This is a genomic window from Candidatus Filomicrobium marinum (genome assembly GCF_000981545.1).
Lineage (GTDB): Bacteria > Pseudomonadota > Alphaproteobacteria > Rhizobiales > Hyphomicrobiaceae > Filomicrobium > Filomicrobium insigne.
On record NZ_LN829119.1, the window covers coordinates 402,927 to 418,112 of the forward strand.

The 15,186-nt window shown below is 55.8% G+C and carries 14 protein-coding genes and 1 tRNA gene; 6 read left to right on the forward strand and 9 right to left on the reverse strand.

What is annotated here, in order from left to right; genetic code table 11:
- The first annotated feature begins 126 nt into the window (after nt 1-126).
- The gene (locus tag YBN1229_RS01885) at nt 127-1,422 is read left to right on the forward strand and encodes a hemolysin family protein (RefSeq protein WP_046476088.1); all 1,296 of its coding nucleotides are present in this window, start codon (nt 127-129) and stop codon (nt 1,420-1,422) included.
- Nucleotides 1,423-1,538: 116 nt separating this feature from the next.
- Nucleotides 1,539-2,108 (forward strand): NADPH-dependent FMN reductase, encoded by a 570-nt coding sequence (locus tag YBN1229_RS01890; protein WP_046476091.1) that lies wholly within the window; start codon nt 1,539-1,541, stop codon nt 2,106-2,108.
- Between the two features lie 50 nt (nt 2,109-2,158).
- On the opposite strand, the gene YBN1229_RS01895 is transcribed toward YBN1229_RS01890, so the two are convergent.
- The 5 genes from YBN1229_RS01895 to YBN1229_RS01915 form a co-directional block, all read right to left on the reverse strand.
- Nucleotides 2,159-3,424, reverse strand: coding sequence for a Glu/Leu/Phe/Val family dehydrogenase (locus YBN1229_RS01895; RefSeq protein ID WP_046476096.1), 1,266 nt, complete (start codon nt 3,422-3,424; stop codon nt 2,159-2,161).
- A 201-nt stretch (nt 3,425-3,625) separates the two neighbouring features.
- The gene (locus YBN1229_RS01900) at nt 3,626-4,144 is read right to left on the reverse strand and encodes a tetratricopeptide repeat protein (protein WP_052743614.1); all 519 of its coding nucleotides are present in this window, start codon (nt 4,142-4,144) and stop codon (nt 3,626-3,628) included.
- 211 nt (nt 4,145-4,355) lie between these two features.
- A complete protein-coding gene (locus YBN1229_RS01905) occupies nt 4,356-4,565 on the reverse strand; it encodes a hypothetical protein (RefSeq protein WP_046476101.1) in 210 nt (69 codons plus the stop codon).
- 235 nt (nt 4,566-4,800) lie between these two features.
- Nucleotides 4,801-7,233, reverse strand: coding sequence for a TonB-dependent receptor family protein (locus YBN1229_RS01910; RefSeq protein WP_046476104.1), 2,433 nt, complete (start codon nt 7,231-7,233; stop codon nt 4,801-4,803).
- A 293-nt stretch (nt 7,234-7,526) separates the two neighbouring features.
- Nucleotides 7,527-8,897, reverse strand: a complete 1,371-nt coding sequence (locus YBN1229_RS01915; protein WP_052743615.1) for a histidine kinase — start codon at nt 8,895-8,897, stop codon at nt 7,527-7,529.
- A 209-nt stretch (nt 8,898-9,106) separates the two neighbouring features.
- On the opposite strand from YBN1229_RS01915, the gene YBN1229_RS01920 reads away from it, so the two are divergent.
- From YBN1229_RS01920 to YBN1229_RS01930, 3 genes are all read left to right on the forward strand, one after another.
- Complete coding sequence (locus tag YBN1229_RS01920; protein ID WP_046479819.1) at nt 9,107-9,721, forward strand: response regulator transcription factor; 615 nt, start codon at nt 9,107-9,109, stop codon at nt 9,719-9,721.
- Nucleotides 9,722-9,832: 111 nt separating this feature from the next.
- On the forward strand, nt 9,833-11,203 hold the full coding sequence (locus YBN1229_RS01925; RefSeq protein ID WP_046476108.1) for an ATP-binding protein: 1,371 nt from the start codon (nt 9,833-9,835) through the stop codon (nt 11,201-11,203).
- Nucleotides 11,200-11,826, forward strand: coding sequence for a response regulator (locus YBN1229_RS01930; protein ID WP_052743616.1), 627 nt, complete (start codon nt 11,200-11,202; stop codon nt 11,824-11,826). The genes YBN1229_RS01925 and YBN1229_RS01930 overlap by 4 nt, the downstream gene beginning before the upstream one ends.
- 375 nt (nt 11,827-12,201) lie before the next feature.
- On the opposite strand, the gene YBN1229_RS01935 is transcribed toward YBN1229_RS01930, so the two are convergent.
- The 3 genes from YBN1229_RS01935 to YBN1229_RS01945 form a co-directional block, all read right to left on the reverse strand.
- Complete coding sequence (locus YBN1229_RS01935) at nt 12,202-12,447, reverse strand: hypothetical protein (RefSeq protein ID WP_046476115.1); 246 nt, start codon at nt 12,445-12,447, stop codon at nt 12,202-12,204.
- A 102-nt stretch (nt 12,448-12,549) separates the two neighbouring features.
- A complete protein-coding gene (locus YBN1229_RS01940) occupies nt 12,550-13,122 on the reverse strand; it encodes a cysteine hydrolase family protein (protein WP_046476118.1) in 573 nt (190 codons plus the stop codon).
- A 130-nt stretch (nt 13,123-13,252) separates the two neighbouring features.
- Nucleotides 13,253-13,328, reverse strand: a tRNA-Thr gene (locus YBN1229_RS01945).
- Nucleotides 13,329-13,718: 390 nt separating this feature from the next.
- Here YBN1229_RS01945 and YBN1229_RS01950 point away from each other — a divergent pair.
- Nucleotides 13,719-14,084 carry a hypothetical protein gene (locus tag YBN1229_RS01950; RefSeq protein ID WP_052743617.1) on the forward strand — a complete coding sequence of 122 codons (366 nt, stop codon included), beginning with the start codon at nt 13,719-13,721 and terminating at the stop codon, nt 14,082-14,084.
- Nucleotides 14,085-14,230: 146 nt separating this feature from the next.
- Here the strand turns inward: YBN1229_RS01950 and rlmB are convergent, their stop codons facing one another.
- Nucleotides 14,231-15,025, reverse strand: a complete 795-nt coding sequence (gene rlmB / locus YBN1229_RS01955) for a 23S rRNA (guanosine(2251)-2'-O)-methyltransferase RlmB (RefSeq protein ID WP_076605269.1) — start codon at nt 15,023-15,025, stop codon at nt 14,231-14,233.
- Nucleotides 15,026-15,186 lie beyond the last annotated feature (161 nt).

A 15,186-nucleotide genomic window follows, 5' to 3' on the forward strand; every position in this document is an offset into this window, starting at 1 on the left:
GGGATTGCGCGGGCAGATATGCGATGTCGTGCTATGTGCTGTTGGAAAGCCGGTATTTCCATATGCAAGTCCGGTTTTGCCTAAGCTTGGAAGGGAAATTCCAGCGGCTAATTCAGGAATTTGCTTGTGACTGAAATCATCGTTGTCGTCGGGCTTATTCTGATTAATGGCTTGTTTGCGTTATCTGAGTTGGCGGTCGTGTCGGCCCGCCGGGCGCGCCTCGCGTCTTTGGCGGAACAGGGACGCAGCGGGGCTAAAAGCGCGTTAGCTCTCGCTTCAGAGCCTGGACGATTTCTTTCGACCGTTCAGATCGGGATTACGCTCATCGGCATTTTGAATGGTGTTTTCTCTGGCGCGACGCTTGGGAGCAGTCTCGCGCGCGATCTGTTGGAGATGGGCTTCTCACACAGGCTTGCCGAATTGATCGGCTTTGGGGCTGTGGTTGTCATCGTCACCTATCTTTCAATCGTCATCGGTGAGCTCGTTCCCAAGAACCTTGCCTTGCGCAATCCCGAAGGTATCGCTTGCATTGTGGCGCCTAGCATGATTGCGCTGTCTCGTTTTGCGGCGCCGGTGGTGTGGGTATTGGACGCCTCTACGCAGGTTGTGTTTCGCTTGTTTGGCGCACACACGGATACTGCAAGGCAGGTGACTGAAGACGAGATCAAGCTATTGATCGCGGAAGCAGAAAGTGCAGGCGTTCTTGAAACCGGCGAACGGCAGATGATCTCCGGCGTGCTTCGTTTGGCCGACCGAAATGTCGTCGGGATCATGACGCCTCGGACCGATGTGGACTGGATCGATATCACGGACGATGTCGAGGAGGTCAAAGCCGACGTTTTAGCAACGAAACATTCCAGGCTTCCGGTGGGTGAAGGATCTATCGACGCGACCATTGGTGTTGTGCAGACGCGAGAGCTTCTGGCGGCGATGCTCGAACAAGAACCGTTGAATTTGAAAGCCCTGCTCCGTAGAGCGCCTGTCATTCCCGAGACGACCAGCGCACTTGATGCACTTGCCACGTTGCGAGACGGCGAAGTGCCGATGGTCCTTATTCACGACGAGTATGGAAACTTCGAAGGGCTTGCGACTCCTGCTGACATACTCGAGGCGATAGCGGGCGTTTTCCGTAGCGAGGAGGAAGGCGAACCCGCAGCTGTCGCGCGGGAAGATGGTTCATGGCTTGTATCGGGAGCGATGCCTGCCGACGAAATGGCCGAGATCCTCGACATCCGGCTTCCTGAAAAGCGAGATTATCAGACCGTTGCCGGTTTTGTTCTTGCCAGCATGCGACACCTGCCAACGGTCGGGGAAAGCGCAGATATTTTGGGCTGGCGATTTGAGATCGTCGACATGGATGGTCGCCGTATTGATAAGGTGCTTGTCGATCGGCCGCGCCTCGGACGCAGGGCGGTGACCTAAAACCTCCGCTCTTATCGGTGGAACGCTGACGATGTGGTTGCGTTGGTTTTGCGGCAGCGGATTTCAAACAACGCTGCGTTTGAGCATAGGCCAGTTCACACCCAGAGGCAGCGGTCATGGTTAGGATCGGCATCATTATCAGTAGTACGCGTCCGGGCCGTTTTGCTGACCATCCGGCAAAATGGATCGAAGAAGTGGCCTCTGGTCGCGGTGATATGGACGTCGAAATTTTGGATCTGCGCGACTATCCAATGCCGTTCTTTGATGAAGCGAGTTCGCCCGCATATGAACCATCGAAAAATGAAGTCGCGCTGCGATGGCAAAGGAGGCTTGCTGAGTGCGATGGCTTTGTTGTTGTCACGGCAGAATATAATCACGGGCCTACTGGCGCGGTGAAGAACGCATTTGATTATGCGTTCAATGAATGGGCAAAGAAGCCTGTCGGATTTGTTGCGTATGGGGGCGTGGGTGGTGCGCGCGCCGTCGAACAGTTGCGCTTAGTCTCGATCGAGCTGCAGATGGTGCCGATCCGAAACGCTGTCCATATTCAGTGGACGGTTTATTCGGCCGTTACGAAAGAGGGCAAGTCTCTGGGGAGCTTTGAGTTCCTGCAGAGCGGGGCCAAGGAGATGCTTGATCAGCTCTTATGGTGGGCGCAATTGTTGAAGCGTGCTCGCGGAGGGTGAGCGTGAATGCTTGACAAAAAAAAGCGGGCTGGGCCCGCTTTTCATCATCGTCAGCTTGCAAAATAGGTTTGAGTGCCGTGGGCCTCGATAGCTTCGGCCAAACGTTTTAGAGCCTGGATGTAGGCCGCAGCGCGTACCGTTGATTTATTCTGCTGCGCCACATTCCAGATTTCCCGGCCTTCGCGTTCCATAATGGCCCGGAGGCGTTCGTGAATCTCAACCAGCGACCAGTAGAAGCCCTGGCGGTTCTGGACCCACTCAAAATACGAGACGGTGACACCGCCTGCGTTCGCGAGAATGTCCGGCAGGACGATAACGTTCTTGGCGGCGAGGAGTTTGTCTGCCTCGGATGTTATTGGGCCGTTTGCGAGTTCAAGGATGACGCGGGCGTTGACGCTTGATGCGTTCTTTTCATGGATCATGTCTTCGAGTGCGGCGGGCACGAGCAAATCGCAAGGTGCTCCGATGACTTCGTCGTCTTCGCAGCGGACATGACCAAAGTCCCCGGCGGTATCGGTTACGGATTTTCCGGCTGCCTTCGCTTCTCGAAGGACGTCCAGATTGAGCCCGTCGGATGCCTTGATTGCTCCGCCAGAGTCGGAAACGGCTACAATCTTGTGGCCGTCGGCAGCTAGGAGAGAGGCGATATGCTGGCCAGCATTTCCGAAACCTTGCACGGCGACTCTCATGGTGCCGTTCAGTCCCAGTTCTGGGGCGAGGTGACGGATAAGATAGTATCCGCCGCGCGCAGTCGCGTCGTCGCGGCCGAGAGAGCCTCCTAGGGTCACTGGCTTTCCGGTAATAACGTCGGGAACGGCTTCGCCAACAATGTGTGCGTATTCATCTGCCATCCACCCCATGATCATGGAGTTGGTATAGACGTCTGGGGCCGGGATATCCCTATTTGGCCCGATGATGCGGCCGAATGCCCGGATGTAGGCGCGCGAAAGACGCTCGAGTTCCGCCTTCGAAAGTTTGCGCGGATCAACTTGGACGGCGCCTTTGCCTCCACCATAAGGCAGGTTCATTACCGCGCATTTGAATGTCATCCAGAACGCGAGAGTTTCTGCTTCGTCTGCGTTTGCATCAGGATGGAAACGGATCCCACCTTTTGTCGGGCCGCGAGTGTCGTCATAGCGACAGCGCCACGCCAGAAACGATTTCCGCGATCCGTCATCCATACGGATCATCAAGCGCGCCTTTGTTGTTTCGCGCGGGTATTTCAGAAGTTCGATGACGTCCGGGTCGATTTTGAGGTGGCTGGCGGCTTCGTCCAAGCGTACGAGCGCGCGGTCGAGAAGATTATCGACGGACATCTTGTTTCCTTAATGCGTGTTGAGGAAGGTCGTTAGATCGGTGGCAATGCCACATTGATGAACAAATGCCCAATCTTTTGGCATGCCGATCAGCGTCATTCAACAAAATGCTAGAGGCTCTGCGGCGAATCGCCAGCCGAGATCACGCTCGTCTAAGCTTTGATTCTCGGCGGAAATGTTCGTGCTTATCCGAGAAGACCACTAGTTTATTAGGCGAAGCCTATCAAGGTGCTCCTTGGCATCGGCGTGTGAGGGATCCAGAGCGAGCACCTGTGCGAAATCCGCCTTGGCTTCATGCAGCTTTTGCAGACGCTCGTACGCTAAACCTCGATTGTAATATGCGAGGGAGAACATGGGATCAATTGCCAGAGCGCATGTGAAGTCGTTAATCGCGAGATCATGATGTCCTGTATCGAGGTAAAGGTTGCCACGGTTGTAGTAGGCAAGTGGATTGTTTGGATCGACCTCGATGGCAGACGAAAAGTCTTTCAGCGCCTCGCCATTCTTGCCTAGCATGCTGTAAGCAATGGCGCGATTGACGTAAGCGATCGAGAGATTGTGTTTGTCGGGTTTGCCTTCGTTTATGTATTGCGTGCAGCCGCGGATCTGCGTTGCGGGGTTCGGACTATCATTACACTCGGCGAGCGGGTCGGCGGCAGCGGCATTAAAGGCTGTCAAAGCGGCGGTGAGGATCGTGGCGAGTATTGCGGCAATGGCCATGCTCGACCTCGTGAGTTGTGCGCGAAGCGCGTTCGCCGCAAGCCTTCGGAACAGCAACTGATCAAGCAAACTTTACACCAGAGCAAGCTGCTGCCCGGTCGGCTTACATTTCTTAATATGAGGGGGCTTATTGCGGCGCTGCAAGGGGGCGGTCGCGAAAGATCGTGCAAAGCTTCATATGCTGCAATGCTGAGCATGCATTATTTTGCCGTCAGCGATTGGGCGAGTCGTCGGGTTCGGTGCTGCTCTTGAATACGGCGATGATATTCGGCCAGAAGACGGCGAGCAGGACACAGCCGATAACAAGCAGTAGCGATATCGCCATCTGAACGACGCCAAAGTTGGCTGAATCCTGTGCGACGAACCAGCCGGCAATGACTCCGGAAATCCCCATCACGATACGGATTAGCCAATTGAGCATTCGATTTCTCTTGAGCTGAGCGAGGCACGTAAAGGCTTTGCGCAAACTTGTGCTTGCTTAGTCATTATAGCGAGAAAATTGTGTCTTGTGGCGCTCCTGTACGGACAACGTAACTGTCTTGCTCAGCATGGTGAAGGCTCGCTTTCGCAAAGGTTCTAGCGGGCAATAAAAAGGGCCGCCTCCGAGACGGAGAGAGGCGGCCCAGATTGATCTACGTGCTGAAGACGTTACTCAATCAGAACTTCTGCTTAAAGCCAGCCCACAGGGTTCGGCCTATGCCGGGTTTCATGCCATCTGCTCTGTCGGCGATGTAGAACTCGTTCGTCAGATTCTGTCCGGAGACGAAAAGCGTCGTGTTCGTACCCGGCACAGTGTAGTTCGCACGTGCCGAGAGCAGCCAAACGTCGGGGACAAGACCCTGTCCACCTTCATCGTCACCACCGTAGGGGGTGTTGATTGTGTCGGTGTAGAAGTCACCCCGATACGTCCACGATACGCTGGCGTCCCAAAGGCCGCGTTGCTCCACACCGAGTGTGAGATTTGCAAAGTGACGTGGGACTTCCGGCAGGTATTTGCCGACTTCGGCGGGGACGTTGCTCTCAGTGATGACCGAGTCGGCGAAGGTGTATGTGGCCTCGCCAAAGAAGTTCAAACGTCCACCAATATATGGCTGGCTATCGAGTCGTGAGTAGATCTCGAAGCCGTTGATTTCAGCTTGGTCGACTGTGCCGAAGATGTTGGCGCCAGATGGTGCCGTGAAGGCCTCTTTGATCTGGTAATCGTCAATGCGGCTGAAGAAGTAGGCGAGATCCAGCGTAAGCCCTTTGAACGCTGTTGTGCGAACGCCAACCTGGAAGTTGTCGCCGACTTCTTCCGGCAGCGGGAAAAATTCACCGCGTGCTACGGAAGGCGTGAAGCCGCGATGGTAGCTGCCGTAGACGTTGGTATTGTAAATGCCGCGCCACGACAGAGCGACGCCGGGTAGAACGTGATTGAAGGATGATTCTTCTTTGCCGACGAGTTCACCGGCTTCTGTGTCCGCTGGATAAGGCACATCTCCTACATGGATAGGATTAGGGCCGGCGTAAACACCGTTCCGCTTGACGTCATAAGATACAAAGCGGACGCCGGGCGTGACGGAGAACGTCTTGGTCAAGTGCATTGATGACTGGAGGAATGCAGTGAAGGCACCTGTCTCAAATTTCTCCAGGGCGCCGTCATCGACGTAGCCATTCACACCGTCTTCGGCAAAACAATTGCCGGTGTTTCCGCTGTCCAAAACTTCATTGAGCTTTCCGAAGCTTGTGCAGTTCCGGAAGGAATGATGTTCGTAGCTGATACCGGCTTGGACATCTTGCGTCCGGTCGCCAAATAGCGGCAGGTTGGCGAATTCCACGCGGCTGTCGGCACCGTAGATCGTGTACTTTCGGTTGCGACCGCGCATGTGGAAGTTTGGTGCAGGGTCGCGCACTGAAAAGCGGTTCCGCTCGTGGTCGCTGCCGTAGATGCGCGTCGACACGGTGGTGTTGGAGTCGACGTACCAATTGTGTGCGACTTGCAGGCGGAAATAGTCGGCATTGTAGGTGTTCAAGTCGGTCAGACCATCCGCGATCAGCGGATTTCCTGATTTCCAGCGGCCGTTATTGAAGAACTGTTGTTCGGCCGAGATGCCCAGGCTGTCGTCGCCTTCGAAATTGTCTTCGTCGTAGTTATCGCGCTGGCGGAAATAGACGCCTGAAACTGTGAGATCCTGGTTGATACCTTTCCAACCGAGGGCGCCGTAAAAGTCGTTGTAGCGGAGGACTTCGTTGTCCCAAGCGCCGCCGGCTTCAGAGCCGGAATACGAAAAGACTGCGCCGACATTCCCGGCATGTTGACGTGTGTGGACGTGCCGCGTGTTGTTCCAATCCCGTTTCACGCCATCCGTGGTACCGATCGACGCCGATATAACAGTCTCTTCTGGGCCGAACGGGCTGAGGTTCTGGAAGTTGATAATGCCGTGGTTCGTTAAAGGCGCGAACGGAATATTGTACCCGCGTACGACCTCAACGGCTTCGATGCGGTCTGTTGGGGGTGTGTAGTGGGTTGAGGGATCGAGGTACGAGCTGAAATTGATCGACTGTCCGTCTTCAAGGATAAGAACTTTACGAGAGCGGCGTACCGGAGAGCCGCGTACACCAATATTGGAATGCCGTGACATGCCATCATCGTTCACGACCATGACGCCGGGTACCCGCGCCAGAATTTCGTGATTGTCCTTCGGACGCTGTTCGTCGATTTGAGCAGACGTTACACGGCTGGCGGCGCCAATGTAGTCAAGCAAATCAGCGGGCAAGATGCCTGAGGCCGGATCAATCGGGTTTAAAGTTGGCGCGTTGCTGATCTGGCGTCCCGTTGCAGGATCAATGTGACCAACAGGGGCATCATCGACAACTTCGGGCTGATACGGAACAGGTTCGGGTGAAACGATTTGTTGCGGCGCCTGCTTTTTCGCGGCGGCCTTCGGTTGCGCTTTGGGTGCAGCTTTCGGCTGGACCTGAATAACATCTACTGGCGGAATATCGGCCGCCGTCGGTGCTCCGGCGGCCGGTTCGCCTTGTTGTGCGAGCGCCGGAGTGGACATCAGGACCAATGAAAGTCCGATTATCCCAACATTACTATTCTTCATACTCCTCCCCCAAAAGCTTATTTGCTTTCGCATCACCTGGGCGATTGTCTCGCGCTGCTTCGGCGGCGTTTCCAGGCGCGTCAGGCAATTGACGGTGCCAAACAGTGATCAGTCGGAGCCGATTATGCGGGGGAGTTAAATTCCAACGATTGCAACGCGTGTTGGCAAAAGTTCCCAAACGCCCGAGTGACGGGCGATTTAAGCTGTGCTTTATTTGCAACGCAGCAGTGGTAACACGTTTTTTGGGAGAATCTGACGCGGATTAGCTTTGTAAGCTGGTGCGTATTGCCTGTTTATCCCAGGGAATTCGGGAGCGGAAGAATCGCTAAAAGTTCAGTGCCCCCGATGGAGGATTTTCCAATTATAATTTTCCCGCCCAATGCGGTGATCCGTTCTTGCATTCCTCGAAGCCCGTAGCCGAAATCGATTTCGTTGCTCATGCCTTTGCCATCGTCGATAACCGTGGCACGGATTACCTTTTCCGATTTCAATTGAGCAGGTCCGTTGTTTCCAAACGGTTCTGTCATGATTTCCACGGCGATATTGCTAGCATGCGCATGACGATAGGCATTTGTCAGGCACTCTTGCACGATGCGGTAGATGGTCAGCTCCGTCGTTTCGTCGAGTGACATATCGGTAGGCAATCCGACAGATAGCGTAAGATTGATTGTGGAGTGTTCTTCGCGCCAGCGGTCAGCCAAATCCTGGAGGGCTTCAGTCAAGCCAAGTTCGCGTAGTGCAGCCGGGGCTAGTTGATGCAACACGCGGCGATTTACAAGCTGGAGCGTATTTATTTCTTCCAATAATTTTTCGGCCATCTGTGCGGTGGACGATATGTCGGGTTCTGCTTTGGCCAGTTCGGATTTCATCGCCGTACCGCGCACGCGCGCTGCGTAGAGATGGGGGCCGAGTTCATCGTGTAATTCGCGTGCAATCGCGCGCCGTTCGTCATCCTGCAACTGGATTAGTCTTATGGAGAGGTTTGCGTTTTCGCGTTGCGCCTTCCGGAGGGCGGAAGCCAAGCTCTCGACACTGCGCGATATGGCGGTGATTTCCGGGGTCCCAGAGACGGTTAGGTCAATGTCATAGTGGCCGGCCTCCATCAAGGCGATAGCGTCGCACAGTTCGTGAACGGGACGGAGCGCCCGCCAGATCACCCAACTGGTCAGGCCAAAAGCTGCGAGAGCCAGCAGCAGGCCGGTTACGATAATGTCCTCGATTGCCACGCTGAGTTCGCGCAGTTTGTTAAATGGGCTGGTGGCAATTGCGATGCTGCCAAAATCTTCCATCCCACGTTTAAATGGGATCGCGATCATTTGAGGATCGACGTCGCCGATGGTCATGCTTTCCAGCCATTGCAGTGTCGTAGGTTGCGGTGTCTGGGGTACGTTTATTTTTGCTTCTCCTGGCGGGAGAAGCGCCACTTCGATGTGGCGTGCGTCCTCTAACCGGGTGGCAAGTTCGCGCATGCGTGTGCTGGGGTCGGGCGATGCCAGAATGCCGGTGCGGGCGGTCTCGATATAGTCCTTGGTGAAGGACAGCATGTTCGTGGTTTCAGTGAGAATTCGGGGGCGCGCCTGGATCAGTTTGGTGACAACCAATCCCGCGAGGCAGAAGATCAGGAGGGCCGCGATGACAGCGTTCAGGCGGATCTGGATCGACATCGTCTATGGTCTCGTGATCGTTAATGGGTTGGTGAGAAAGCACTTGCGCGGCTTGCCGAGTTGACGTTAGGAGGGCATTTGCGTGGCACCAAGGAATTGAACTGACAGCATTCGGGGCAAAAGCACTGGACACGATGGAAGCCGTGTACGGGTATCATGCCTTTCGCCCGCTCTGCATGCTGGGTTGTTTTCATCGAGGTGCAAATACCGTGAAGGTTCTTATTATTGAAGATCACCCGATCGTCATCGCGGGCTTCAGGGCTTCGTTGTCGGTTGAGGGAGATATCGAGATCGTCGATGCCCGGAGTGGCGCGGACGGTCTTGCCGTGTTCTCTCGCGAGAATCCGGATTGTGTCGTTATCGATATCAATTTGCCGGATCGATCTGGATTCGACGTCTCCCGCCAGATCAAGGAAATGGATGCCTCGGCCAAAATCCTTATCTTCACCATGAGTGATGCGCCCATCCTGGCGGCTAAAGCTGTTGAGATGGGCGCCAAGGGCTTCTTTAGTAAGAACGACGACCCCTCACTGATGGCGAAGGCTATCCGGACCATTGTGCGCGGTGAGATTTGGCTGCCCGATGATGTTGCCCAGAAGTTGGCTCTGGTTAGTGTGGGCAAAGGGGAAATGCTGGATATATCGGAACGCGAGCTGGATGTGTTGCGATTGCTGGCCAAGGGTCGCAGCATGTCTGAGATCGCAGAGGCGACGGCGGTCTCCTATAAAACCGTTACGAACGATTGCGCGGCTCTACGCGAAAAGCTCAATGCGCGGACGTCGATGGAGCTTGTGCGCATCGCCGTCGAGCAGAAGATCATTTGATCTCTCACTGCGGATCGTTTGCCTAGGTGACGTCAACGTTGGCTGGGGATTTCAGTTGCGCTGCTCTTAAGCCCCAACGGAACGTGACTCCGTGAGTAGGAGTATGGCCGTATGTCGCTGAAACTGGAACTTATTATTTCGATTGCGCTTGCGGTCGTCGTGACCTTCCTGCTCGCTAGTGTCATGCTCTATCTGCATGCTGTCGATAAGATTGAAACGGAGACGCGTGCGGCTCTGGCAGTCGGCGCGCGGATTGCCACAAACGCTGTCGACGATGTCGAGGAAATCACTAATCCGCAAAGACGGCTCGCGTTGCTTGTTGCGGATTTCGATGGCGATCGTCACGTTCGGGCCAGCGTGTGGGACAGTCTGGGTAAGCTGCTCATGGCCTCTGAGGTGGCGGTTTCAGATGATCCGCCTCCGGAATGGTTTTTTAATTTGCTGGCTGGAAAACCACGGGCGGTGACTGTGAGTTTGCCGTCGGCATTCGACGGTCATGGGACGTTGGTTCTGGAAACGGATCCGCGCAACGAAGTCGGTGAAGTTTGGGAAGATACCGCCAACACGCTTTGGATCATTTTTGTCTTATGTGGGAGCATCGTCACTCTTATTTCCCTCATCGTAGGGCGAGCGTTGCGGCCGTTGGGCCGAATGGCCGACGCACTTAAGCGCATTGGGAGCCAGTCCAAGGTTGAACGATTGGACGAGCGGGGGCCCGTTGAATTCGTGCAGGTTTACCGCGGCTTCAATCAGATGGTCGAACGACTGTCAGAGGCTGAAGCGGTCAATCGCCGGCTACAGGATCAGCTCTTGAGCGTGCAGGAGGAAGAACGCGCGGATGTTGCGAGAGATCTGCACGACGAGATAGGACCGTTCCTATTCGCGGTTGATGTGGATGCAGCATCCATCGGTACTCTTCTCGATGAGCAGCGTTATGAGGATATTCCCGTGCGCGTTCAAAGTATGCGCGAGGCGGTTGGCCATATGCAGGGGCATGTGAAGAGTATGCTTGCGCGCTTGAGACCAGCTTTTCTATTGGATCTGGGGTTGGCGCATGCCTTGGATCACTTGCTCAACTTCTGGCGCGGGCGTCACCCCGATATCGTTCTTGAGCTTGAAATCGAGGATACGAGTTTCGGCGAGCAACTCGACGGGACAATATACCGGGTTGTGCAAGAGTCTTTGAGTAATGCGATCCGTCACGGAAAGCCGAGCCGCGTGGAAATTAGCGTCGTGGACGAGGGGCATGGTGTACGCGTCCTGGTGTCCGATGATGGCCGTGGATTGCCAGATTACTCGACAGGGTCAAATGGGTTTGGAATCCTGGGTATGAAGGAGCGGGTCTCGCATCACAACGGCAAACTGGAAGTCAGTAATCGGACAGATGGTTCGGGCGTCAGCGTGTCGGCCTGGTTCCCGATTGAGGATGAGACGAGCGCAATATCGCTATCGCCCGAAGCCCTGGAGAACAGCGCATCATGAAGCCCTTAAAGGTCCTACTCGTTGATGACCATATTGTCGTGCGGGAAGGTGTTCGCCGACTGATTTCAGGTGCGCGCGAAGCTATTTTGACCGAGGCGAGTTCTGGCGCTGAGGCCCTGGCGCTCGTCGGAAAGGACCCACCGGATCTTATCTTGCTCGATCTCAATATGAAGGGCATTGGCGGACTTGAGCTGCTTCGCAGACTACTTCTGAGAGACCCTAAGGCTCGGGTGATCGTTTTCAGTATGCATGCGGAGCCGATTTATGCAGCGCGTGCCCTACGGCTTGGCGCCAAAGGCTATGTTAGTAAGAGCGCTGCGGCTGATGAATTGCTTGCGGCGATCAAGAAGGTCTCGGAAGGCGGCCATTATATCGAGCGAGAGCTGGCGTCGCAGTTGGCCATTGCTCAGTACTCCGGCGATGACCCTCTCCAGCAGCTCACGACCCGGGAAGTTGAGATCCTGCGTCTGCTAGGTGAAGGCAAGAGTATGACGGAGATCGCGGAGGCGCTGGGTGTTTCCTACAAGACGATCGCCAACTCGTGCAGCATGATGAAGAGCAAGCTTGGCTTGGAGCGCACAGCCGATCTCATTCGCACGTCGATTGAATTTTTGAGCAAGTAGGTTTGGTGTCCGCGAACGGGCAGCTCTTCCGCGCGTATATCCATTTTTCACCGGAGCATCGGGAGGTTTGGGAGTAAACGCCCGATGCTTTCGGGAGATCTTCCCATAGAAAAACCGTTTCGTGTTCAGGATACTTGTCGGGCCACGCAAGGCGTTCGTCCCCGGCTCGTGATCTGCTTCCTCGTGTCGCGAGTCGGGGGATGTGTGCGTTCAGTACGTACCAATTTTTGAATTTGCGCCGCGGGTGCGGCTTAGGTTTTCCTCGATGCCGAGGGGGCGAGGCGCGTCTCCACGCTTCAACAGCGTGCGCCTCGTTTTCGATTTTCTCTCAATGTTCGTTCATCGTCGTCGCGCGCATCGGTAGCGAGGCACGTCTCAGCGTTTGCCGAGAGCGGTGCGGAGTCTGAGCAAGAGCAGATAGCAAAGGATTGCGGCGGCCACAAAGCCGAGACGCAGGAGAGCGACATAGGCGGCATCGGTGAGCCCATGCGCTGTGGGGACTTCCGCAAAATATTGATATGCGGCGCGTATCAGGAAAATAACGACCAGAAACGATATCAGAGCGCCGACAGGTAAAGCCAGGCGGTGCGCCTGTTTGTTGGTGGCTGGTATTCGAGGCACGGATCAGTTCTTGCTTTATATCCTGCCAAAAGGATGCGGTATCGAAGCCAACACCTAGAAGATGCGCTTCGATACCGATTGCCCTGAGCTTTCTATTGAAGCTTAAGCTGCGGGTGCCTCGTTGGCGACGGCGTTGAGATATTCTTCGGTCGATATCACCTTGGCGTAGGCGAAAGCGAGGGCGGCCATGAAGGCTGCGTGAGCCTGTGCCGCGGGAACCTGAACACCGTTGAATTCCAGGTCACGGCTTGCGCATGCGTCGTGGATCACGGTGACGTTGTAGCCAAAGTCCGAAGCTGCCCGTGTCGCGGCGTCCACGCACATGTGGCTCATATTGCCGACGATGAGGACGTCCTCAATTCCGTTGCGGTCCAGGAGGTCCTTGAGTTCGGTTTCCCGGAATGCGTTGACGTTGTTTTTGAGAACCAGAGGCTCACCGGCCTGGTTCTGCGCCTTCGGGTGAATTTGCGCACCTTCCGAGCCTGCCTCGAAGAAGGGGGCATTGGGGATGGGGAACTCGTGGCGGATATGAACGAGCAAATCTCCAGTTCGGCGTGTTGCTTCGATGACGCGGGCTGCGTTGTCGGCTGCGCCTTCGATCCCGACGAGCGGCCACTTACCATTCGGGAAGTAGTCGTTTTGAATATCGACAACGACCAGTGCGCGCTTTCCCATCTTCGGTGTTCCTTACTGCAGTTTGCTGACGTTTCGTTGCACTAAGCGGCGATGGCTAATGTTGGTGGAGGGGACCTAGTGAGGCTCCGTGGCGGCATTTGAGCCCGCCGTCACACCCTAGCGGTCTTGCTGGTGCCGGCTGAGGGACTTGAACCCCCGACCCCCTGATTACAAATCAGGTGCTCTACCAACTGAGCTAAGCCGGCTGATTGCCGCTGGGCCCGATAGCACATCAGGTCGCCGGCGCGGCATGTCATGTCGCGGCGACTTATAGCGCTTCGCGCGAGGCAGGACCAGAGGTCTATTTTCAAAGTACAGCTTTAAATATGTGGAGGTTTTGCGCCGATTTGTTGCGCCGGCTGCGGGATTGCTGCTTCTGCAACTCTGCGTGGCCGGAGATCAGAGAGGTTATCCAGGGCTCATGTGCCATTCGGACGAAGAACTAACGAGTTAACTCTGGTCTCGACTTGGGATCGGCAAACCAAGTGTGGCGCGATTAAATCGTATAAACTCGTTTTGCTTAGATGTAACTTTACTGTTTTGCGTCATGTTGCCTGCTGAGCTAGAAGAAATTGTCCGTACCCTGGAGTAAGACGATGCGTATCGGAGTTTTTGCATTGGCCTTGGCTGCGCTCTTTGCGGCAGCGGGTCATATCACGCCGGCCAGTGCTGGCGGCGAGTGGCGTGGCGGTTATGAGCGGCCGATCGTTGATGACCGGTTTGAGCGCCCGCGTTACCGTAGGGATCGGATCTATGTAGACCCCTATTCCTACTATTATCGCCCCCGTAACTACTATCCCTACTACGACGCTGGTTATTGGCGTCCAGCGTATGAAATGCGCGAGCGCCGCCGTTGGTATCGGGTTCCGCCCTATTATAGCTCGTGGGGTTATCCGCGCGATTATCGCCGCGCATACCGCCGTGACCGCGGTTGGGGCTGGGATCGTCGCCGCTGGAGGTGAGCTTAAAACGCGCTGCGTAGCTTCCAGGGTATATCGGCACCGTAAGGCTTCCGATATGAGCCGCCGTGCGGAAAGCGATCTATCAAAATGAGGCGTTCGGGTTTTGGGTCCGGACGCCTTTTCTGTTTGGGGAAATGTGCTTTTGTTTAGCCGCGTCGGCGCATGGCAACCAAATGCAGGGCCACAGCCGCGGCATTAGAAACGTTGAGGCTTGCCAGAGCTCCGGGTGCCTCGATGCGATAAAGGTGATCGCAGGTTTCCGCCGTTAACGCGCGCAGCCCTTTGCCCTCTGCGCCGAGGATTATCGCAAGGGGGCCAGAAAGGCTTGCGTCGTCCAGCACCTCTTGCGCTGCGCCATCGAGGCCGATGACCGTTATCCCGTTTTCTTTCAGCTGGGTTAGCAAGCGTGCAAGATTTTGTGTCAGGTGCACAGGCACCAGCTCCAAAGCGCCGGAGGCAGATTTCGCCAGCGTGCCATTGAGCGGTGGGCTGTGGCGGCGTGTCATGATGAGCCCCGCGCAGCCAAATACTGCGGCTGAGCGAAGGATCGCGCCGACGTTGTGCGGGTCGGTGACCTGATCAAGAATGATAAGGGGTTGTCCGTCAGCGGCGTTCTCTAAAAGCGTTTCGAGCACGGGCTCTGGCAGATAGTCGGTCGTGAGGGCTATGCCCTGATGGACCGTATCGGCACCGAGAAGCTGATCGAGACGGCGGGGCGTCACGATTTCAGGCGTGATCCCGCGGGGCTGGATACTCGTTGCCAAACGGTGGGCTGCATTCTCTGTCGCCAGCAGTTTGATGAGCTGGCGTTGCGGGTTCGCAAGGGCGGCCTCAACAGCATGGATGCCAAACAGCGTGACGTCGTCTGGTGTGACCTTCGGCGCGTGCGCTGGGCGCGCGCCGGGGCGACGCTTGGAGTTGGGTTTTGGAAATTTTGTCACGATGATCAGGGAGCCGAGGTTAGAGAGACGGTTCGGGAGCTACGCAGATACCATGGCCGGAGGCGGGCCGCACCCGCGTTGATGCGGGGCGCTCATTGCGCCGCAGGCATTTGGGAATTGACATGCGGAGTTCATTTTCGCATAAACGAGGGGTTGCCCCG